The 22,196-nt window shown below is 69.2% G+C and carries 11 protein-coding genes, 1 tRNA gene and 2 pseudogenes; 9 read left to right on the top strand and 5 right to left on the bottom strand.

Features of this window, described 5'->3' with window-relative positions; genetic code table 11:
- Nucleotides 1–7: 7 nt before the first annotated feature.
- Nucleotides 8–9,349, bottom strand: coding sequence for a type I polyketide synthase (locus NGR01S_RS25845; protein WP_063041287.1), 9,342 nt, complete (start codon nucleotides 9,347–9,349; stop codon nucleotides 8–10).
- 388 nt (nucleotides 9,350–9,737) lie between these two features.
- Here NGR01S_RS25845 and NGR01S_RS25840 point away from each other — a divergent pair.
- Together NGR01S_RS25840 and NGR01S_RS32710 are read left to right on the top strand one after the other, a co-directional pair.
- Nucleotides 9,738–9,819: transfer RNA gene (locus NGR01S_RS25840), tRNA-Leu, on the top strand.
- A 326-nt stretch (nucleotides 9,820–10,145) separates the two neighbouring features.
- A pseudogene (locus NGR01S_RS32710) lies at nucleotides 10,146–10,364 on the top strand (IS1380 family transposase); the annotation flags it as partial.
- A 169-nt stretch (nucleotides 10,365–10,533) separates the two neighbouring features.
- On the opposite strand, the gene NGR01S_RS25835 reads toward NGR01S_RS32710, so the two are convergent.
- Together NGR01S_RS25835 and NGR01S_RS25830 are read right to left on the bottom strand one after the other, a co-directional pair.
- Nucleotides 10,534–11,358 (bottom strand): cytochrome c biogenesis CcdA family protein, encoded by an 825-nt coding sequence (locus NGR01S_RS25835; RefSeq protein WP_063041285.1) that lies wholly within the window; start codon nucleotides 11,356–11,358, stop codon nucleotides 10,534–10,536.
- Nucleotides 11,358–11,984, bottom strand: coding sequence for a DsbA family protein (locus NGR01S_RS25830; protein ID WP_063041283.1), 627 nt, complete (start codon nucleotides 11,982–11,984; stop codon nucleotides 11,358–11,360). The genes NGR01S_RS25835 and NGR01S_RS25830 overlap by 1 nt, the downstream gene beginning before the upstream one ends.
- A gap of 223 nt (nucleotides 11,985–12,207) precedes the next feature.
- On the opposite strand from NGR01S_RS25830, the gene NGR01S_RS25820 reads away from it, so the two are divergent.
- The 3 genes from NGR01S_RS25820 to NGR01S_RS25810 are packed head-to-tail and all read left to right on the top strand — an operon-like array spanning nucleotide 12,208 to nucleotide 14,145.
- Complete coding sequence (locus tag NGR01S_RS25820) at nucleotides 12,208–12,753, top strand: hypothetical protein (protein ID WP_063041279.1); 546 nt, start codon at nucleotides 12,208–12,210, stop codon at nucleotides 12,751–12,753.
- A gap of 10 nt (nucleotides 12,754–12,763) precedes the next feature.
- Nucleotides 12,764–13,150, top strand: a complete 387-nt coding sequence (locus tag NGR01S_RS25815) for a BlaI/MecI/CopY family transcriptional regulator (protein ID WP_063041330.1) — start codon at nucleotides 12,764–12,766, stop codon at nucleotides 13,148–13,150.
- Nucleotides 13,147–14,145 (top strand): M56 family metallopeptidase, encoded by a 999-nt coding sequence (locus NGR01S_RS25810; RefSeq protein WP_063041277.1) that lies wholly within the window; start codon nucleotides 13,147–13,149, stop codon nucleotides 14,143–14,145. The genes NGR01S_RS25815 and NGR01S_RS25810 overlap by 4 nt, the downstream gene beginning before the upstream one ends.
- Before the next feature lie 193 nt (nucleotides 14,146–14,338).
- On the opposite strand, the gene NGR01S_RS25805 is transcribed toward NGR01S_RS25810, so the two are convergent.
- Nucleotides 14,339–15,625: a glutaminase gene (locus tag NGR01S_RS25805; RefSeq protein ID WP_063041275.1), complete on the bottom strand. Its 1,287-nt coding sequence runs from the start codon at nucleotides 15,623–15,625 to the stop codon at nucleotides 14,339–14,341.
- A 409-nt stretch (nucleotides 15,626–16,034) separates the two neighbouring features.
- On the opposite strand from NGR01S_RS25805, the gene lpqS reads away from it, so the two are divergent.
- The 4 genes from lpqS (at nucleotide 16,035) to abc-f (ending at nucleotide 21,005) form a co-directional block, all read left to right on the top strand.
- On the top strand, nucleotides 16,035–16,454 hold the full coding sequence (gene lpqS, locus NGR01S_RS25800) for a putative copper homeostasis (lipo)protein LpqS (RefSeq protein ID WP_063041273.1): 420 nt from the start codon (nucleotides 16,035–16,037) through the stop codon (nucleotides 16,452–16,454).
- Between the two features lie 97 nt (nucleotides 16,455–16,551).
- Entirely contained in the window at nucleotides 16,552–17,682 is a 1,131-nt protein-coding gene (locus NGR01S_RS25795) for a PLP-dependent cysteine synthase family protein (protein ID WP_063041271.1), read from the top strand.
- Nucleotides 17,679–18,998 carry an MFS transporter gene (locus tag NGR01S_RS25790; RefSeq protein WP_084481713.1) on the top strand — a complete coding sequence of 440 codons (1,320 nt, stop codon included), beginning with the start codon at nucleotides 17,679–17,681 and terminating at the stop codon, nucleotides 18,996–18,998. Before NGR01S_RS25795 ends, NGR01S_RS25790 begins: the two co-directional genes overlap by 4 nt.
- A 366-nt stretch (nucleotides 18,999–19,364) precedes the next feature.
- Entirely contained in the window at nucleotides 19,365–21,005 is a 1,641-nt protein-coding gene (gene abc-f / locus NGR01S_RS25785) for a ribosomal protection-like ABC-F family protein (protein ID WP_063041269.1), read from the top strand.
- A 249-nt stretch (nucleotides 21,006–21,254) separates the two neighbouring features.
- On the opposite strand, the pseudogene NGR01S_RS33325 reads toward abc-f, so the two are convergent.
- A pseudogene (locus NGR01S_RS33325) lies at nucleotides 21,255–22,196 on the bottom strand (hypothetical protein); the annotation flags it as partial.

Genomic DNA, 22,196 nt, shown 5'->3' with positions numbered 1-22,196 from the left:
GCGCAGCCTACGCAGTACCGGCGACGCCGGCATCGGAACCGCCACCGACGAATCGCCCGGTCTCGCAACCGGCTCCATCGACCTGGTAGACCCCGCCGGTACCGAGACGCGCGTCCTCGGACAGCAGCACCTCGGCCTCGAGACCGCGGATCTTCGCCGCCGGGGTGCCGTCGCCGCCGAGACGCCGATCGGCCGGACGCTCGTAGAGCGCCGCCCCACCGCACATCGCCTCGACGATCCGCTGCCGGCCCGCCAGCAGGCGTTCCTGCGCCCGGCGCTGGTACTCCGCCCGCCGAGCCGGTTCGATCGCCTGGACGAACGCCTCCGGATGGACGACCGCCAGCAGACCGGACACATGTCCGAAGCCGAGCGAGGTCACCAGGCCCGCCTTGAGCGGGAACCGGTCACCGAAGCGCAGCGCTTCGCGCACCCAGACCAGATGCGGGTACTCCGCCATCTTGTCGTCGACGCAGTCCAGGCTCCGGTTCGGCGGCACCACACCGTTTTCCAGCACCTGGCACAGGCCGATCAGCTGGAACGCGGCCGCGCCACCCTTGGCGTGCCCGGTGAGGCTCTTCTGCGAGACCACGAACAACGGCGCCCCGGCGGACCGGCCGATGGCCGCCGCCAGCCGCTCGTGCAGTTCGGACTCGTTCGGATCGTTGGCCGCGGTGGAGGTGTCGTGCTTGGACACCACCGCGATATCGTCCGGGCCCACACCGAGTTTGCGCAGTTCGGCGGCGAACCGGGATTCCCGGCCGCCCCGGCCCGCACCGAGGGCGCCCAGGCCGGGCGCCGGGATCGAGGTGTGCACACCGTCGGCGTAGGACTGGGCGTAGGCGACGACACCGAGGACCGGCAGGCCCAGTTCCAGCGCCACGTCACCGCGGGCCAGCAGCACGGTGCCGCCGCCCTGCGATTCCACGAACCCGCCGCGACGCCGGTCGTTGGCCCGGGAGAAGTAGCGGTCGCTGATGCCCTTGGCGCTCATGGCCGCCGAATCCGCGGTGGCCGACATATCGCCGAAGCCGACAATGCCCTCGATACCCAGATCGTCGAAGCCACCGGCCACGACCACCTCGGCCTTACCGAGCTTGATCTTGTCGACACCTTCCTCCACCGACACCGCGGCGGTGGCGCAGGCCGCGACCGGATGCACCATGGCGCCGTAGCTGCCGACGTAGGACTGCACGACATGCGCCAGGGCCACATTGGGCAGCGCCTCCTGCAGAATGTCGTTGGGGCGCGGCTCGCCGAGCAGGTTGTCGACATAGAGCGACCGCATCGACGACATACCGCCCATACCGGTGCCCTGGGTGTTGGCCACCAGGCTCGGGTGCACCCAGCTCATCAGTTCCGACGGGCTGAACCCGGACCCGACGAACGCGTCGACGGTGCAGGCGATGTTCCACAGCGCCACCCGGTCGATCGAGGACGCCATATCCGCGGAGATACCCCAGACGGTGGGATCCCAGCCGGTCGGGATCTGGCCGCCCACGGTCCGCGACAGGTTCGCCCGGCGCGGCACGCGGATCTCGGTGCCGGCCTTACGGGTCACGGTCCAGTCGCCGGAATCGGCGACCGGGGTGATGACCGTGTGCTCGGGATCGGCCGCGTAGAAGGCACGCGCCTCGGCTTCGCCGCCGACCGTGAACGACAGGTCCTGATCCAGGAACACCGAGGTCATCAGCGGGCTGCTGTTGTCGAACATGGCACCGTCGTCGGCGTAGCGGCGGATACCGCACCGCTGCACCACGGCGTCGTGATACCGCTCGGCCAGTTCGTGTTCCGGCACGTAGTCACCGGATTCGGTGTCGTACCAGCCCGGTTTGGGATCGTTCTCCCAGGCCACCATGCCGGTGGTCCAGGCCAGCTCCAGCACACCGCCGGCCGACAGCTCGTCGGAGACCTCCATCTCGAACCGGGTCCGTGCCGAACCGTAGGGGCCGAGCTCACCGGCCCCGACGATGACAACCATATCCGTGAGATCAGCGGTTACCGCGCCCCATTCGGGGACGGGCAGCGCGGAGGTCAGTGCCGGCGGCGCGGGCAGCGCGGAGACTCGCGGCGCGTCCGAAGCGGGTACCTCGTCGGCCTCCTCCGCGCCCGCGGCTTCCTGCGCCTGCTTGGCGAGCGCCGCCAGGTCCAGATCGGCACCGGCCAGCCCGCCGGTCAGGTCGATCTGCTGCGGGTCGGCCGCGGCGGCCGCACGGGCCTGCTCGGTCGCCCACTTCAGCAGTTCGTCGGCGATCTCGTCGGTCGACCAGGTCTGCACCCCGGCCTGTTCGACGGCGTCCACCATCGGGTCGTTGTGACCCATGAGCCCGGTACCCCGGACCCAGCCGATCAGCGCGTGCACCAGGGTGACCCGGGCCGCCCACGTCTTCTCGGCCCGCCACCTGGCGACCACGGCGTCGAGCGCGGCCTTGGCCTCGCCGTAGGCGCCGTCACCGCCGAACAGGCCGCGGTTGGGCGAACCCGGCAGCACCACATGTAGTTTCGCGTCGACATCGTGGTCGGCGCCCAGCGTGGACAGACCACCGATGAGCCGCTCGACCGACCACAGCAGCACCCGCATCTCCATTTCGGCGCGGGCACCCGCGTCGGAGAGGTAGCCGGAGACCCGCGGCGCCGCGAACGGCAGCAGCAGGGTGGGGGTCAGCGCGTCCTTGGTCTTGATCTTGGCGCCACCGGCATTGTCGACCTGCTCGGTACCGACCCACTCGATGAGGGCGTCGATATCGGTGTAGGAGGCCATATTCGCCGGGACCACCCACAGCGCCGCACCGTGGCGGGCGTTGGCGCGGTAGAGGTCACGGTAGAAGCCGAGCCGGTTGTCGTCCAGACGCGAGGTGGTGACCACCACGGTCGCCCCGCCACCGAGCAGGCGCCCGGCGAGCGCGGCGGCGATGGAGCCCTTGCTCGCGCCGGTGACCACCGCGACCTCGTCGGACCACACACCGATTTCGGTGGTGTTCCGCGCCGCCTCGGCGATCCGCTCGTAGTGACCCGCCAGCACCGAACGTGCCTCGCCCACGGCCCGCTGCCGCCACCAATCGGCCTGCGCGGCAACCGCTTCACCGGCACCGGTGAACCCGGCGACCGGCAGCTGCGCGGTGACGGAGTCCTCACCCAGCCACAGCCGGGCCAGGTCCTCGCGCGCGGTGGCCCACCGGTCGTCGATGAGCACCGCCTTGCGGGCGTCGAAGGCCGAGGCGACCAGCCGCGGCCAGTCCGAACCCAGTTCCGCCGACACCAGGTCGACGAGTCCGTCGTCGGTGGCCTCGGCCGCGGAGGTCCGCTCGCTCAGGCCGAGCTGTTCGAGGACCAGACGGGCCGCCGAGGCCAGCACACCGTCCTTGCCGGTGATCTGCTCGGTGAACTCGCCCAGGGCCGCCGCGTCCACGGTGCCGCCGCCGGACCCACCGGCCGCGGGCAACGAGACCGCCACACCGCGCCGCGCCGCCACCGCCTGGACGGCGGCATCGATCGCGGCATCCACGGACGCGCCGTCGGAGAGCGCACCGGAGACGAGACCGCCCAGGTCGCCGCCGCGCACGCTGGTGCCCTCGCGGGTACCGAGCGAAACCTCGGCGGTGATGTGGCTGGCCCAGCCCTCCCCCAGTTCCCAGACTTTCTTCACGCGTTCGGCGATCGCGGCCGGCCGCTTGCCGGACGGTCCGAACACCTTGCGCAGATGATCGTTGATCGCGTCGCTGAGCACCGAGCCAAACGGCTTGTAGGTGCGGGCGAGACGTTCCACGGTCGCCGACAGCGCGCCCATATCGGCATCGGCGGCACCGTCGATCGCGCCCAGCGACAGTTCCGACCCGAGGTCGACCAGCAGCTGGTTACGGCGCGAGGACACCCCGTCGCAGAGGCCCTCGATGGTGTCGACCGGGCCGATCTGGTCGATCCGGAGCTTGGTCCACAGCGCGATCAGCACGCGGGTGGCGTCGGCGGCAGTGAAGGCGATGTCGTCGGGCCGCGGACCACCGGTCGCGGCCGCGGGTGCGGCGGGCGCGGCGGCCGGAGCGGCCGCGGCAGCGGGCGCCTCGGCGGTCTCCTCCACGGGCTCGTCCACCGGAGCCGGGTCGGTATCGGTGGAGTACACCACCGCCGCCTCGCGCTCGATATTGAGCACCTCCACCGTGGTGGTGGCGAAATCGGGCAGCTTCAGGGTCTGGCTCGCCAGGTTCGCCACGGTCGGGGTGGCGCCCAGGCCGACCTCCACGAAGCGCTCCACACCCAGCTCGCCGAACAGCAGGTCCTGGGTCTCGATCCAGCGCACCGGGCTGGCGAACTGCCAGGCCAGCAGTTCGATGAGCACCACGCGGCACAGTTCGCTCGGGCGTTGCGCCCAGGAGTCGAAATCGGCGAGGACGGCGGCGAGCGGTTCCGAGGGCACCAGATCGGCGATCTCGGCGACGAACTCCCGCTCCAGCGAGAACGGCTTCGGCACCAGGTTCGGAATATAGCGCCCGACCAGCACCTCCGGCTGCAGTTCCTCGGGCAGCAGCTGCTCGAGCTTGCCCCGGAACTCCGGCACCCCCTTGCGCAGCACCGTGGAATGGAACGGCACATCGATACCGGGGACCAGGATGAAGGCGCGCTTCCCGCCGAATTCCGCCCGGCGACGCTCGATCTCGGCCTCCAGGGCGTCGAGACCGGCGACGGTACCCGCGATGGCGTACTGCGAACCGCGCAGGTTCAGGTTCACCACTTCGAGGAATTCCCCGACCTGCTCGCCGACACCGGAGACGAAGCCGATGACCTCGTCGTCGGGCAGTCCGATCTGTGAGGGCCGGATGGCGGCCATCCGGTAGTCGCTGCGGCCCTGCGCATCCCGCGGCACCAGCTCGTGCATGGCCGAACCACGCTGGAACACCACCTCGAGGACGGCCTCGAGCGGCAGTACACCGGCCACGGCGGCCAGGGCGTTGTACTCACCGACCGAATGCCCGGCCAGCAGCGCGCCCTCCACGAACGCACCGGCCTCGCGGAGTTCCGCGACCTGGGCGACACCGAGGGTGGCCATGGCGACCTGGGTGAACTGGGTCAGGTGCAGGACACCGTCCGGGTGCCGGTGCTCGACCCCGCGGGCCTTCAGATAGGTCGGGTTGTCCCGCACCACGGCCAGGATCGAGAAGCCCAGAGCTTCCCGGGTGTGCTTGTCCGCCCGGTCCCAGATGGCCTTGGCGGCCTTGGAGCGCGACCGCGCGTCCAGGCCCATCCCCTTGCGCTGGATGCCCTGGCCCGGGAACGCGTAGACGGTTTTCGGCGCGGCGGTACGACCGGTCGCCGTCATCACCAGATCGCCGGCGGCGCGGCAGGAGACCTCGACGATCTCGTCGCCGCCGTCGACCGCGACCCGTTCCACCCGCACATCGATATCGGCGCCCGGCCGAACCATGCCCAGGAACCGGGTGGTCCACGCGGTCAGCGTCCGCGCCGGCACCGAGGCCCGCGGGTCCACCGCCGATACCGCGTGCTGCGCCGCGGCCGACAGCCACATACCGTGCACGATCGGGCTGCCCAGGCCGGCGAGTTTCGCGGCGGCATCGCTGGTGTGGATAGGGTTGTGGTCACCGGAGACCGCGGCGAACGCGGCCATGCTCCGGGGCGCCACCATGGTGACGTCCCGGCGCCGGCGGCGCGGGGTCTCGGTGGCATCGGCGCCCACGGTGCCCGCGGCCCGGGGCGGATCGGTCAGTTCGCCCGCGCCGGTGCGTCCGCGGATGGCGAAACGTTCGGTCAGGCGGGCCAGCGGTACCACGTCCAGGCCCTGGTCCCGCATCTCGCCGACGGTGACGTCCACCTCGACCACCCGGCCGAGATCGGTGTCGACGACCGTCCCGGATTCGGCCCGCACCACGAGAATGCTGGTCTCGCCGGGCAGTTCGCGCAGCAGCTCGATCCGGTGATCCAGGTGCACCAGATCCAGCATGCCCTCGATGACGCTGGCATCGGCCGCGGTCCGCGCCGCGCCCAGTACCCCGAACACCGCCGGCCAGCAGGCACCCACCAGCACGTCCGGCACGGTGCGGCCCAGCGTGCTCAGCTCCGCCGGCAGCCCGGCGCCGGTGACACCGGCGTGATCGGCGACCAGATCCGGCGACCAGGCCAGATTCAGGTGCGCGACACTGCCCTTCACCTCCGGCAGGGCCTGGCCGGCGGCCACCCCGAGCAGCGCGGACATGGCCGCGTCGGCATCGGCTTCGGTCACCACCGGCGCGCCGCCGTTGTACACGGTCACCGGCACCGTGATGCGGATACGCACCTCATGTCCGGCGTACAGGGGGACGGTCAGCTCCACGTAGCCGTGTTCGGCCTCGGGACCCTCGGTCTCGACCAGGATGGCTCCGGTCGGCGGGTGCACCGCACCCTTCTCGTCCACGGTCCACTCGTGCAGGTCACCGAGCCGGTGCACCGGGTTCACGGTGGCCCGGCCCGACCAGTTCACGTCCGGCGCGGCCAGCACCACATCGATCGGTCCGCTGGTCACCGCGGCGACCCGGCGGGCGTCGACCGCGGCCGGGGTCAGACCGTCGCGAACCAACTTGTAGGCGGTGTCCTGCTCGAACCGGTCCAGCAGTTCACCCACAGGCTCGTCGACCCGGGTGATCCCGGCGACGGCGACGGTGCCGGGGATCACGCAGACCTGATCGGCGGAGTAGCGCGGATCATGGGCCTGCCACAGCGAATCCGAGCGCCACCAGCGCCGCACGTCCTGGTCGACCACCGGGACGAAGTTGACCGGTTTGCCCGGCGTCTTGCACAGGGTGATGAAGAACGGCACATCCGCCGGATGCAGCAGGCTCTGCGCCGCCGCCGGGTAGTGCTCGCGCAGCGTCGCGAGCGCGGCGGCGGGGTCTTCCAGGTCCTCGTCACGGAACAGGGAATCGATCTCGCCACGGTCGGCCGGGGCGAGCCGGGCCTCGGCGCGGCGCAGCATCTCGCCGAACCGGTCGCGCCAGCTGATGTCCAGCCACACCGACCGGGTCGCCGCGGTGATCGCGTCACCGAGGTCGGTGCCGCAGTCGAAGTCCTGGCGGCGCTCCTGCCCGATCGCCAGGTCCACGTAACGTTCGAGCCAGGCGAGGTAGGTCATGGCCGCGATATCGCCGAAATAGGGCTTGGCGGTCGCGTTGAGCGCGTCGATGATCTCGGCGCGGCGGGCGGCCACCGCCTCGGCGTCCCCGGCCACCTCGTCGAGCAGGCGACCGGTACGTGAGGCGGCATTGTCGATCTCGTGGATATCGGCGCCCAGCTGGCTGCGGCCCGAGGCCATGCCGCCACTCGCGGTGCCCGCGCCCACCCAGTCCGGGGTGCCGGGGGTGTCGACCAGCAGCTGCTTCACCTCGGGCGCGGTGGTGGCCTCCAGCGTCGCCATCGCCGCGGTCCCCACCAGCACACCGTCCAGCGGCATGGCCGGGTAACCGTGCGGCGCCGACCAGGCACCGGTCAGGTATTCGGTGGCCCGCTCCGGGGTCCCGATGCCGCCGCCGACGCAGACCACGACATTTCCGTGGGTGCGCAGTTCGGCGTAGGTCTCCAGCAGGAGATCGTCCAGGTCTTCCCAGGAGTGGTGCCCACCGGCCTTACCGCCCTCGATGTGCATGATCACCGGGTAGTCCGGCACCGCGTCGGCGATGCGGAGCACCGCGCGGATCTGCGCGACCGTGCCCGGTTTGAAGGCCACGTGGCTGATCCCGGCCTCGGTCAGTTCTTCGATGAGCGCGACGGCTTCCTCGAGCTCCGGAATACCGGCGGTGACGATCACACCGTCGAACGGAGCGCCCGCCGCGCGGGACCGCTGAACGAGCCGCTTGCCGCCCAGCTGCAGTTTCCACAGGTACGGATCCAGGAACAGCGAGTTGAACTGCACCTGCCGGCCCGGATGCAGCAGTTCCTGCAGCTCCGTGACTCGGTCGGCGAAGATCTGCTCGGTCACCTGGCCGCCGCCGGCCAGTTCGGCCCAGTGCCCGGCATTGGCCGCGGCCGCGACGATCTTCGCGTCCACCGTGGTCGGGGTCATCCCCGCCAGCAGGATGGGCGAACGTCCGGTGAGCTTGGTGAACGCGGTCTCCACCACGATGCGCCCGTTCGGCAGGCGCACCGGGCGCGGCGCGAACGCGGTCCAGGGCTGCGCGACCTCGGGCGTGGCGCCCGGGGTCAGCAGGTTGCGCTGGCCGGCCCGGGTGGCCGCGGCGATCATGCCGACACCGCTGCCCTTGAGCGAACCACCGCTGACGCGTGAGAGCAGATCGCCGGGGCCGAGGTCCAGAATCCATTCGGCGCCGGTGCCGACCACTTCGTCCACGGTCCCGACCCAGTCGACCGGCTCGACGAGGATGTCGCGGGCCAGTTCGCCGGCGAGTTCGGTATCGAGCCCGCACTGCCCGGCCCACCCGGCGACCAGTTCGACGGTGTCGCCGAGGGCCGGATGGTGGAACGCGACATCGACGTCGAGGTCCTCGAAGACCGGCGCGAACACCGCGCCGCCGCGCTGTTTGGCCGACCGTTCACGGTCCTGTTCGGCGTGCAGTTGCTCGCAGCGCTGCTGCACCCGGCGCAGCTGATCGGGGGTACCGGAGAGCACCACCCGGCGCCGGCCGTTGCGGATCGATAGCACCGCGGCGGCCATCGGGTCCACACCCACCGAGACCTCGGCGAGCACGGCCCGCAGTTCGTCGGGGTCGACATTGGAGACCGCGACCATCGAGGACCGCTCACCCACCGGCATCAGACCGCGCCGCCGCGCGACCAGTCCGGCCGCCGCGCCGACCAGCTGGGCGATGGCGAGGATCTCCGCGTCCCGCTCCCCGGCGGCCCGCACCGCGGCGGCCGCCAGCAGCCCCTGCGAGTGACCGATCACCGCGACCGGCGCGATCTCGACCGGGTCCAGTCCCTGCAGCCGCAGTGCCCGCAGCGCGGCGAGCTGGGTCAGCAGTACACCCGGCATCGATACCGCGGCCGAACGCAGCACCCGCTCCGGCGGCGCGTCCGAGGTGTCGGTGTCCTCGTCGGCGAGGTCGTCCTCCAGCATCCAGGCGACGGGATCGAATCCCACCGGGCGCACCACCAGCAGCTGGTCCGCGACGGGACCCAGCAGCGCGGCCGCCTCGTTGACCAGAGCAGTGAGTTCGGGTTCCAGGGCGGCGTCACGGCCGATCTCGGCCAGTTCGCCCAGCCAGCTGGCGCCCTGCCCACCGAAGGCGAGCGCGTACGGGGTTCCTTCCCGCAACCGGTCCAGCAGCGGCGTGCGATTCGTCTCGGTCACGGTCCTGCCTGCGGCGGCGTCCACCCGGTGTCCGGCCCCGGACGCAGTGCTCTCGTTGATCGTCAAGACGTTTCGACTTTCTCTCGTGGCGACATGTCTTCGGAGACTTCCCCGGCTCCCAGTCCACGCACGGGTGGTCCACACCCGTCGGCCTGCTCTCAGCGAGAATGGCACAAAATCATGAGGGAATCCTCACGTTTGCCCGCCCGTGCGTCGCCTACCGATGAGTATTCGTGCACCGATGTACCAGAATGGACAGAAACATGAACCTTCCTCATGTTTGAACCCGCTGGTGAGGACCGGTCCTTACCGGCGCGAAACGTGAGTACTCCTCATATTGCCGGTTATCGAATCGTTATAATCCCAGGTGGGGTTACCGGCGAGTACAAAACACCGGCCCGCGTCTTCGCGATCCGCCGACGGACCGGTAGAGTTTGGACGGTCGTACCATCAAGCGCGAGTGGCGAAATTGGCAGACGCGCCAGATTTAGGTTCTGGTGTCCACGGACGTGGGGGTTCAAGTCCCCCCTCGCGCACAAATACCCAGCAAATCTGCTGGGTTTGCGTGCCGTATGGCTGATCGGCCGCCGCGGTAGCGGGCATCTACTCCTGAATCCTCCGCGGCACCGGACAACCTGATCGGCGCTCGTATCGAACTCGTAGGCAGTGACCCGATGGCATCAACCCGCCAGGCCACAACTCCCCCAGCCGATACCTTGGCCGCGGCCCGGCTGCTGCTCACTCGGCCTCGATCCACGATCAGTTACTGCCGGGTTGGGTGAAGTGAATAGAGACGCCCTTTGAACTGAGAAGATCGCTGTTGTCCAGGCAGTGATCGGTCCGGTTCAGAAGGGCACTTCGGGTGCAAGTTTTGCATAGATTCGCCGCGGAGCCAGCGGCGTTCGATGATCAGAGTCTTGTATCGCCGGCCGGGTTGGTGCCGGTGATGCGGCCGGCCGAGCGAACCGGGCTTGGTGAACTTCTGACATGAAGGGTGGCGATCACCGAGCCGCGGATCCGCTCCGGAGCGGCAAACGCCCGGCCGAAGCTGACAGCGCTGATTGCAAGGATGCGCGCCGGAAAGCCGGCTCGGCCACAGAAAGCAGCCCGGATGGTCGCAAGCTATCGTCTGCGCCCGCGCAGCGGTAGTGAGCGGGGAGATCCTGGTCCCGAAAGAAAAGTAACCGACACTCCTAATTCTGTGTGTCGTACCGTTCGTGGCTTGGGCGATCGTTTTGGTCAGCGCCCTGTCAACAGGGTGGGCTCTCTGCGCGGTTTGCGCGACGCCGGAGCCACCACACCACTGCTCCGATCCCGACGCACAGGATCAGCACAAGAATGTTGGACACCTGCCCGCCGAGTTCGGCCACGCCTGTTTCGATCCGGTATTGGTCTGCGATGGAGAGGATCCCGCCGACTTCCGGGTCGCGTGCCAGGAACAGGAGCAAGATGCCGAGGGCACCGGACAGCACGCCGGAGATGATCGCATGCCAACTGTTCGTCCAACGCCCGATGGTGAGTTCCTGTGGTGCGAGGGCGGCGCGGATCCCAGCCGACCACCGTTTCCATGCGAGGGCGAGGATCAGTAGCGGTAAGGCCATTCCGGCCGCGTAGACCGCGAGCAGGATGGCGCCGTAGGCCGGGTTCGCTCCGACCGCGGCGATCATCAGTACGGACCCGAGAATCGGGCCCGTGCAGACGCCCGCAACTCCGTATGCCGTGCCGAGAACGTAGACGGTCCAGGCGCGGCCGGCCTCACCCGGCTGGGAAGTGCGAGACAAACCCGGAATCGGGATCCCCGCCAGCTGGACGACACCGAACAGGATCACCACGCCGGCGACGACAGTGAGCAGCAAGCCGCGGTTCTGGTTGAGAAATGCCCCGACAGTGCCGGCGAAGACGCCCAGCGGCACGAGCGTCGTGACCAGTCCGAGGTAGAACACGCCGGTACGGGCAACGAGAGTGGCAGGGTCGGAGAACGCGTAGGCGAAAAATGCGGGAAGCAACATGACCGAACACGGAGACAGAAGGCTGAGTATGCCGCCGAGTAAAGCGCCGAGGTAGCCGATATCCATCAGCCGATCTCCTCGAGCTGCGCGTCGATGACCCGACGGAACGCATCGATGGGCTGTGCGCCTTGCAGCACTCGGTCGCCCACGATGAAGGTGGGGGTCCCGGTCACGCCGAGTGTCCGGGACTCGTTGCCCTCCCGGTCCACGGCTGCCGCCAGCTCCGGATCGTCCAATGCGACGGTGAACGCCGCGGTATCGAGACCTTCGACCCTGCTCGCGATCTCGACCAGGATTTCACGCCGGTAGTCCTTGGAGCCGGAATAGGTGTGCGCGAACATTTCTCGCGAGAACTCCCAGAACAGGTCTAGTTCCGCTGCCGCTCGGCCGGCGATCGCCGTTTCTACGGAGTGGCCGGTCAGGATGGGCGTATCACGCCACTCGATACGAACGTGCCCGGGCCCGACATACTCGTCGAGCAGCGCCGGGAGGGTGTTGACGGCGAAGGCGCTGCAGTACGGGCAGGTGAAATCGGCGTACTCGATGACGACGACCGGCGCGTCGACAGCGCCGATGGCGAACGGGTCGTTGCCGTCACGGCGCGCCAGGTCGGGCAGGCCGCTGCCCCCCCTCGGCGGCCGACGGCGCGGCGTGAGATCGATCGTTCTGGGTGTTCGTGCTGATCGCGACACCAATGGACAGGAGCGCGACGACTATCGCGCCGAAGGCAATGGCCTTCCATGGGAGCGAGCGGGTGGGGGTGTCCTGCGAGGAAATCGTCGTGCTCCTTACTGGCCGGGAGACGCGCGTCCGCCCAGGGCACTGCACCGACGCGGGTTGTCGGGGCGGTGGGCGCGTCAACTATCTCAGATAGTCGACTATGCAAGGTAGTCGACTATCCGGCATAGTAAAACCGTGAGTCGTATCGAACAGCGGGTGAGCCGCCGGAGAACGTCGCTGGGCCTCGCGGCGCAGGCTTTGAATGCGTGGGGTCCCCGGCAGCTGGGCCTCGCTGCCACGGCAGCCGTGGTGGTGGCTGTGCTGGTCGGCCTCGGCACCGTCTTGATTCCGAACCCGGTCTTCGGGCGTGAGATACCGCCGGAGCCGTGGAACTACCCGGTGTGGATCGTCGCATCCGTTCTCACCGGGATCTTGTTCGCAACCTATGTTCGCCCGAACACCGCAGTCACTTCCCGTCCTGGCGAATCGGCAGAATCCGGCGACGGTTCGGACCGCCGCAGTGCCCGGCTCGGCGGTTTCGCCGCGGTGCTGGCCTGGTTCGCGGTCGGTTGCCCGGTCTGCAACAAGATCGCGCTGCTGGCCCTCGGCTACTCCGGTGCGCTCACGTGGTTCGCACCCGCACAGCCGGTGCTGGCCGCGACCGCGCTCGTATTGTCCGCGGTCGCCGTCGTCCGGCGGCTCCAGGGCCAGGTCGTATGCCCGGTGCCTGCAGTACGGTAGGGAGGTCATGATGTCCGGAAAAAGACGAGATCAGCAGTCTGAGCCGGTGCGGCTGGGGGCACTCGAACAACAGGTGATGGACGTGCTGTGGGACCACGGAGCTTCCACGATCCGGCAGGTGATCACCCGGCTGGGCGGTGACCTGGCCTACACCACGATCGCCACCGTGCTGACCAATCTCGAACGCAAAGAACTCGTCGCCCCCGAACGCAACGGGCGGTCCGTGCGCTACGCGCCGCGCCACACGCGGGAGAAACACGCTGCCCAGCTCATGAAACAGGCGCTGTCCACCAGCAACGACCCTATGGCGTCGATCCTGCATTTCATCGACGAGATCAATCAGCGTGACCTGCAGTTGCTCCGCGACTACCTCGACAGGAGCGGGCGCAGCGAATGAGCGCACTGGTCATCCCGGCCGTTCTGGCGTTCGTTCTGGCCGCATCCGCGATAGGCGGGCCGGCGCTCGTCCGTACCGCCGCACCCACACTGATGCGGATCCCCCGTACGGCCGTACTCGTCCTCACCGGCAGTCTGCTGCTGTGGCTCCTCGCGGTGGCGTCGCTGAGCCTGATGGCAGCGTGGATGGTCACCGGTCCGAGGGTGCTTCCCGCGCCGGTCGCTGAGGCTTGCCGACAATGCCTGGACGACGCCAGCCCGTTCGCTCCGACCACAGTGAGCACCGACATTCCCGTCGTATTGCTTCTGCTGCTACCTGCGGTCACGCTCTCCACCCTGGTCGGTCTCGGGGTTCCCCGGTGGGTGCGCCGCCACCGCGCCACGCGGTGGGCCGCGCAGGCGCTGGCTGTCCGAGCCCGGACTGCGCGCGTCGCCGGGCATCGCGTCCTGGTGATCGATGATCCACGGCCGGTGGCGTTCTCCTTGCCGCGACGGTACGGCGGGATCGTCGTATCCGACGGACTGTGCGTCTCGCTGGAGCCCAGCGAACTCGCGGCGGTCCTCGAACATGAACGCGCTCATCTACGTCAGCACCACCACGTGATGCTGACGCTCGTCGGTGGACTGACTTGGTCGTTGCGCTGGGTGCCGTTGGTGGCGGCGATCGCCGATGCGATCCCGCACTATCTCGAGATCGCGGCAGACAACGCGGCCCGCAGCCATGCGGGCACACCGGCATTGGCGAGCGCACTACTCAAACTCGGTGCACCCGACAATCACCTCACTGCGGCTCCGGGCAAACCGCTCACGGGTCTCCTGCTCCACGCGGCAGGGCCTGACCGGATCGGCCATCTGGTATCACCCACCCGAGCCCGTTCGGCGGTGCTCCCGGCGTCGACGCTGGCCGTACAGCTCCTCGCTTTCGCCGCGGTGGTGGCCACGGTCCATGGTTCTTACCTGTTTGTCGTGCTGTCTGGGTGCGCTACGGCAGTCTGACATCGACGAGACCGGAATCTTCGACTCACTGGTGAATGCCCGACATTTTCTTGCCGCGATTCCGGACTCTACGCACGCGCCCAGCGCCTATTGGCACGACAAGCCTGCGGTAGCCTTTTCGTACACCCCAACTGCATGACCAAGGACCGATTCGTCACCGAAAATCCGTAACGGGGTGCCGCTGTTGCCCGGGTCAGTGGGTGCGTGAATTCAGCACTTGTTCCACGTCTTCGACGACAGTGACCCGGCCGCCATCGCCGGGATCGGGGTCGGGCATCATCGATTCCGGGTCCACGAGGTAGACCTCGTGACCGTCCAGCGTGAGCCGGCGCGCGACCTCCAGCAACATGCGCCGGGCCACGCCGTCGATCGAATAGACCATCGTGAAGTCCAGCGCCACCCCGGCTTCCGGTGGCGCGGTGTCCAGGATTTCCCGAACGATCCGCTCGGCCCCGGCGAAGCCGATACCACCTTGTAGTCGGATGACCCGGATCGCGTCCGGTCCGTGGCCGGCGACGTCATCCGAACGCACGACCGCACGCGCGGGGGCCGGGACCTCCATCACATGCAGACCCATATCGGAGGAAAATCGTTCGAACAACGACACCCCGCGCACACTGTTGCCGTGGAGGTCCAGTCGTGGCGAGAACGTGGCGATACCGATCTGGCCGGGCAGTGCGCCGATCAGGCCCCCGGCCACGCCGCTCTTCGCCGGAATGCCGACCTGGGTCGCCCAGTCACCGGCCGCATCGTACATCCCGCAGGTGAGCATGACGCTCAGCACCTGACGTACCACCTGTTCGCGTATCACCTGTTCACCCGACAGCGGATTCACGCCGCGATTGGCCAGCGTCGCGGCCATCATGGCCAGATCGCGCGCGGTGACGAGCACGGAACACTGGCGGGTGTAGCCGTCGACGACGGCCCGCGGGTCCTCGGTGAGGATGTTGTGGCTGCGGAGCATATGGGCGATGGCGAGATTGCGGTGCGCGTGTTCCATCTCCGAAGCGCATACCGCCTCGTCGATTTTCAGCCGGCGACCGGCGAACGCCGAGAGGCCTTGGACCACGCGCTCGACGCGCTCCTCCGGATCCAGCCCGGGCGCGCCGGCCAGCGAGTGGGCTGTGATCGCACCGGCGTTGATCATGGGGTTGAAGGGGCGCCCGGTATCGCCTTCGAGGGAGATCTGATTGAACGCCTCCCCCGACGGCTCGACACCGACTTTCGCGAGCACCGGGCCGAAGCCGCGATCGGTCAGTGCCAGCGCGTAGGTGAACGGTTTGGAGATCGATTGGATCGTGAACTCGGTATCGATATCGCCGACGCCGTAGACCTGGCCGTCGACGGTGGCGAAGACCGCGCCGAGGCGCTCGGGGTCCGCTGCCGCCAGCTCGGGGATGTACCCGGCCGTCTCTCCGGAGGTGTCCGCAGCGACATCTCCGAGTGCCTCGGCCAGATAGTCGGGAATGATCGACCGCATTCGTCCTCCTCCGTACAGATGTGCAAGGTCCGCGCCATACAGGGTCACGTCGGGCCAGATGGACAACCCTGTCCGGCGGCAACCGCCCGGCGCGCCGAGATGGTGCCGGCCATCTCGGCTCCCAGTATTCCGATGGTTGTGACGTGGACGGTGATCGTGCGTGCCACCGTGACAGCGGAGCTACCGAGTTCGGGGTCCTGGCACCGCTCGATCACCTCGATGACTCCGCCACACCTCGCGTCCGTAGCCACCCCCGCCCCGGGTTCCCCTTGTTCCAGAAGTACTGTCGCGAAACGTATCCGGTGACCAACCCGCCGCGGCGTCCACCCGAACCATGTACCCAACGGGGGTAGAGTAGTCCGCGATCGGCACAGGGCCGGTCCGGACGCTCGGAAACGGAGGTGGGCCGATGACGATCACGACGCGCACCGCGGCGTCCCGGCGCAACCACCGGCCCCGCGGCGCGACGGTCATGGTCGTCCTGGCCGCGCTGGCGTTGCTGTCGCCCCTACTGCACTGTGATCTCGTCCCCGTGGCGGCAGCGCACGCCCGCGCCCATGAGGCCGTGGCCGATCACCACGACCGCACCGGCGACCCTGCCGGCAGCCACTGCACGACCCAGGCGCTCCACTGCGTATCCCAGGTGGTGCTGCCGGCCCGGGTCCCCGATCCGTTCGTCCTCGTTTTCCTGGCAACACTGACGCTCACCACGGCAGTCGCGCGCTCGCTCGCGCCCACCGCCGGACGCTGGATCCGGGGACCCCCGGCCGGTGCGCTCGCCGCCGGTGGCCGCGAAATCCTCACCCGCTTCTGTATCGCCAGGCGCTGATCGGCCCACGCCCGGCCGGTCCCACCGGGCCGGCCGGTGTCCGCTGCCGACCATCCGCCTCCGGGTCCGCGAGGACCCGATACAGAAAGCGACAGTTATGAACAACGTGGTCCTGCCCGAGCCGGCGGAGCCGACCGCCGCCGGAATCGTTTCGCCACCCGGCACCGCCCTGACACCTCCCGCCCTCGTGGGGAACACGCCGGTGCTGTGGGTGGGCGCCCCGCTGGCTCCCGCCGGGCGCGGATTCTGGGCCAAACTCGAGGGCAGCAACCCCGGCGGGATGAAGGACCGGCCCGCCCTGCACATGGTGCGGCGCGCCCGGGAGCGCGGTGATCTCCCGCCGGGTGCCCGGATCGTGGAATCCACCAGTGGCACCCTGGGGCTGGGTCTTGCCCTGGCCGGAGTGGCCTACCACCACCCGGTCACCCTGGTCACCGATCCCGGCTTGGAGCCGATCGTGGAAAAGTTGCTGACGGCCTACGGCGCCACCGTCGATATGGTGCCCGCACCGGACCCGGTCGGCGGGTGGCAGCAGGCCCGCCGCGATCGAGTGGCGCGGATACTGGCCGCGGAGCCGTCGGCGTGGTGCCCGGACCAGTACAACAATCCCGACAATGTGGCCGGGTACGAGTCACTGGGTGTGGAACTGATCGAACAGCTGGGCGGCGTGGACGTACTCGTCTGCGCGGTGGGCACCGGCGGTCATTCCGCGGGGGTGGCCCGCGTACTGCGCCGGTTCGACCCGAATCTCGAACTCATCGGCGTGGACACCGTGTCCTCCACCATCTTCGGCCAACCGGCGGGACCGCGGCTCATGCGCGGGCTCGGCTCCAGTATCTATCCCGCCAATGTCGACTACGCCGCGTTCGACGAAGTTCACTGGGTCGCCCCGGCCGAAGCGGTGTGGGCCTGCCGGACCCTGGCCACCACCCACCACGCCACCGGCGGGTGGAGTGTCGGGGCGGTGGCCCTGGTCGCGGGTTGGGCGGCCGGACAGTTCGATGCGGACGTCCAGGTCGCCGCGATCTTCCCCGACGGTCCACAACGCTATTTCGACACCGTCTTCAGCGACGAGTACTGCCGCGCACACGACCTGCTCGGCGTGGTGCCGCCGGCCGGGCCGACCACGGTGTCCTCCCCGTTCGAGGCGGAGTTCCGGAGCTGGACCCGCTGCGCGACCGTGGTGGATCCGCGCGGGCGCATCGCACTCGAAGGAGCCCGCGGATGAACACTCTCGCCACCTTCCGCAGCTTCGACACCCCGGTGCGACTGCTGATGATCAATCAGTTCGGTATCAACCTCGGTTTCTACATGCTGATGCCGTTCCTGGCCGGATATCTGGCGGGCCCCCTCGGGCTCGCCGCATGGGCGGTGGGGCTCGTGCTGGGGGTGCGAAATTTCTCTCAGCAGGGCATGTTCCTGATCGGCGGAACGCTCGCCGACCGGCTGGGTTACAAACCCCTGATCGTTACCGGATGCCTGTTGCGCACGGGCGGTTTCGCACTGCTGGTGTTCGCCACCGGCCTGCCCGCGCTGCTGGTCGCCTCGGCCGCCACGGGGTTCGCCGGGGCGCTGTTCAATCCGGCCGTCCGCGCCTACCTCGCCGCCGGATCCGGGTCGCGCCGGGTGGAGGCCTTCGCCCTGTTCAACATCTTCTATCAGGCCGGAATCCTCGCGGGCCCCCTGGTCGGGGTCGCGCTGCTCGCGCTCGATTTCCGGGTGGTGGCGGGCACGGCCGCCCTGGTGTTCGCCGTGCTGACCGTGGCCCAGCTGCTGGCGCTGCCCGCCGGACCCGAACTTCCCGCCCACACCCGGGTCCCGGTGCGGACGGCGTGGGCGGAGGTGATGCGCAACCGGCGGTTCATGGCGTTCTCCGTAGCGATGATCGGTTCCTACATCCTGTCCTTCCAGATGTATCTCGCGCTCCCGCTGCAGGCGGAGATGATCGCCGGAGACGGCGCGCAGGTGCTGGTATCCGCGCTGTTCGTGATCTCCGGGGTGATCGCGGTGGCCGGCCAGTTGCGGATCACCGCCTGGTTCCGGGCCCGCTGGGGCACCGGACGCGCCCTGGCCGCGGGGATGACGATCCTGGCCGGCGCCTTCCTACCGCTCGCCCTGGTCCCCGTCCCGGCATTGTTCGGCACCTGGGCCGCGGTGGCCGCCCTGCTGGTCTCGGCGGCTCTGCTGGCCGTCGGGACCGCCGCGGTGTTCCCGTTCGAGATGGACACAGTCGTCACACTGGCCGGCGACCGCCTGGTGGGCACCTACTACGGCTTCTACAACAGTGTGGTCGGGATCGGCATCCTGATCGGGAATCTCGCGACGGGTGCCGTATTCGGCGCCGCGCGGGCGGCGGATGCCGAGACGCTGGTCTGGGTCGGGCTGTCCCTGATCGGCGCTCTCTCGGCCGTTGCCCTGGCCCGCCTCGGCCGGGCCGGGACCGACCACTCCGGCACGGCCGACCCCGTGACATCCGGCGGTGACGTGGCGGAAGCGGGAGAACCCGCCTCCCCTGCCTCCGGCTCGGCCGGCCGCGCGAGTTGAGGTCTGCACCGGGCCCGCGACGGCGATCAGCTCGCGGGTTCGGGCCGCCGGGCGGCGCTCGACCGCGCGCAGACGGTGGCGGTATGCGGGCGCCGGCATTCGTCCACGCCCCGGCCGACCGAATCGCAGCGCCGGGCCTACCGGCCGCTCCCGGTCGCCGGGTGCGCGGACTGCTATCGTGAACAGGGAATCCTCGACCACAGAGAGATCGATCATGGTTGGTGAACTCGACATCTCCGGAGCCACCCGGCTCTGACGGCCACCAGTTGGGCGCATCGGGCGCCGCTGTAGTGGCCATTTCGTCGTTCACTTTTCCTTCTTCGGGACAGCGCTACGCGCCCGAACGACAACCGAGGTCTCTCCTATATGTCCGAATCTTTTATCGTCTGTTCGAACCTGTCGTTTTCCTGGCCGGACGACACCGCGGTGTTCACCGATCTCTCCTTCAGCGTCCCCGGCGGTCGCACCGGTCTGGTGGCACCCAACGGTGCGGGTAAGAGCACGCTGCTCCGCTTGCTCGCGGGTGAGCTGAAACCCCGTGCCGGCAGTGTGTCCGTCGACGGCGTACGCGGTTATCTCCCGCAGACCCTGCCGCTCACCGGCGAGATGACGGTCGCCGAAACCCTGGGTATCGCACCGATCCTGGCCGCCCTGAACGCCGTCGAATCCGGTGACACCGCCGAAGAGCATTTCACCACCATCGGCACGGACTGGGATATCGAGGAACGCACCCGGGCCCAGCTGGAACGCCTCGGTCTGGGCGAGCTGACACTGAACCGGCGGCTGCGCACCCTCAGCGGCGGTCAGGTGGTGTCGCTGGGTCTCGCGGCCCAGCTGCTGCGGCGACCCGATGTACTGCTGCTCGACGAGCCGACCAACAACCTGGATCTGGAAGCCCGTTATCGGCTCTACGACCTGCTGGCCGATTGGAAAGGCTGTCTGCTGCTGGTGAGCCACGACCGGGCCCTGCTGGACCGGATGGACCGTATCGCCGAACTGCATGCCGGGGAGATCCGCTTCTACGGCGGCAATTTCACCGAGTACGAGGAGTCCGTCCGCGCCGAGCGCGAGGTCGCGGAGAAGAACATCCGCAATGCCGAACAGGAGGTCAAACGCGAGAAGCGGGAACTCCAGCAGGCCCGGGAGCGCGCCGCGCGGCGGGCGAGCAACGCGGCCCGGAATCTGGGAAACGCGGGGCTGCCGAAGATCTTCGCCGGCACCATGAAACGCAATGCCCAGGAATCGGCCGGGCGGGCCAACGAAACCCATGCCGCCCGGGTCGACGCCGCGAAGAACCGGCTCGACCTGGCCGAGCGCGCACTGCGCCCGGAGCAGCGGATCACCCTGCAACTGCCGGACACCGATGTCCCGGCCGGGCGCACCGTGTTCACGGGGGAAGGAATCCGCTACCGCTTCGGCGAACACGAGGTCTTCACCGGTGACGGCGCGGATCTGACCATCCGCGGGCCGGAGCGGATCGCGTTGACCGGGCCGAACGGTGCGGGAAAATCCACCCTGCTCCGGCTCGTGCACGGCGATCTGGCGCCGGAGAGCGGTTCGGTCGCCCGGGCCGAGGGCCGGGTCGCCTATCTGTCACAGCGGCTGGACCTGCTCGATGTGGATCGCACCGTCGCCGAGAACCTCGCCGCCTTCGCGCCGAACCTGCCCACGCCACAGCGGCTGAATCTGCTGGCGCGGTTCCTGTTCCGGGGAGCCCGGGCCGAGCTGCCGGTGGGCGCGCTGTCCGGTGGTGAACGGCTGCGTGCCACGCTGGCCTGCGTACTGTTCGCGGAGCCGGCACCGCAGTTGCTGCTGCTGGACGAGCCGACCAACAATCTCGATCTGGTCGGTGTCGGGCAGCTCGAGAGCGCACTCGATGCCTACCGGGGCGCGTTCGTGGTCGTCAGCCACGACGAGCGGTTCCTCGCCGAGATCGGGGTGCAGCGCTGGCTGCGGTTGGCCGACGGCCGGCTGCGCGAGGTCGCGGGGCCCGCGGTAGCCGACTGAGTCCGGCGCGGTATCGACTGCGGCGGTTCCGGGTCATATTGCGCTGTTCTCCCGGAGTTGTGCACCGGTAGCGACCCGGCGCACCCGCCGGCCCGGAACTGCTACAGAGGTAACTATCTGCGCTTTCCCGCCCGGGACCCCTCGCGCATCGACCGGGATGACGAGCAGAACTCGGCTCCGGCTGCGCAGGTCAACGACCATCGGCTGTCGGCGGGGTCACCGGCGGACACGGCCCGCCGGTAACCCGTCCTACAGCCCGAGGCCCGGGCCGGGCTCTCCCTCCGCAGGCGTCTCACCCGCGGCGGGAGGCGCACCTTCCTCAGCAGGTCCGCCCTCGACGGGCGGCTCACTCTCGACAGGCGGCTCACCCTCGGCAGGCGGCTCACCCTCGGCAGGGGGCGCACCTTCCGCGGGTGGTCCACCCTCGGCAGGCGGCTCACCCTCCGCACCAGGTCCCTCCGCGGGAGGACCATCCTCCGCACCAGGTCCACCCTCGGCACCAGATCCGCCCTCGGCACCAGATCCGCCCTCGGCAGGAGGAGCACCTTCCGCCGGGGACTCACCCGGCGCGGGCTGGGCGCTGGGCGGTGGGCCCGCATTGGGTGCCTGTGCGGAAGGCGGATCCTCGGAGTCCTTGTCCTTGGAGTCCTTGTCGTCCTTGTCATCCTTGGAGTCGGCATTCGCGGCGGTCATGGCCGACATGGCTGCCGCGGCCATCACGGCTCCCATGATGGACTGCATACCGCTGCCGGCATTGCCACCGGGGGCGCCACCCGCACCCCCGCCGGTACCGCCGCCCTGATTACCGCCCTGGCCGCCGCCCGAACCTCCCTGGTCGGAGTCGTCCTCGTCGCCGCCCGGATTCCCGTCGAAGATGTCGTCTATGTCAGTGCCGGAGTCGTCGTCGGAGCCGCCACCCGAATCACCGCCCTGGTCACCACCCGAGCCGCCCCCGCCACCCGAACCGTCACCGGACCCGCCCCCGCCACCCGAACCGTCACCGGACCCGCCCCCGTCGCCCGACCCGTCCTTGTCGTCGTCGCCCGACCCGCTCTTGTCGTCGTCGCCCGACCCGTCCTTGTCGTCGTCGCCCGACCCGCTCTTGTCGTCGTCGCCCGACCCGTCCTTGTCGTCGTCGCCCGACCCGCTCTTGTCGTCGTCGCCCGACCCGTCCTTGTCGTCGTCGCCCGA

Origin of the sequence: Nocardia grenadensis NBRC 108939 (genome assembly GCF_001613445.1) — a bacterium.
Taxonomy (GTDB): domain Bacteria; phylum Actinomycetota; class Actinomycetes; order Mycobacteriales; family Mycobacteriaceae; genus Nocardia; species Nocardia grenadensis.
Note: the sequence above shows the minus strand (reverse complement) of the source record. Positions and strands in the feature narration are given on the sequence as shown.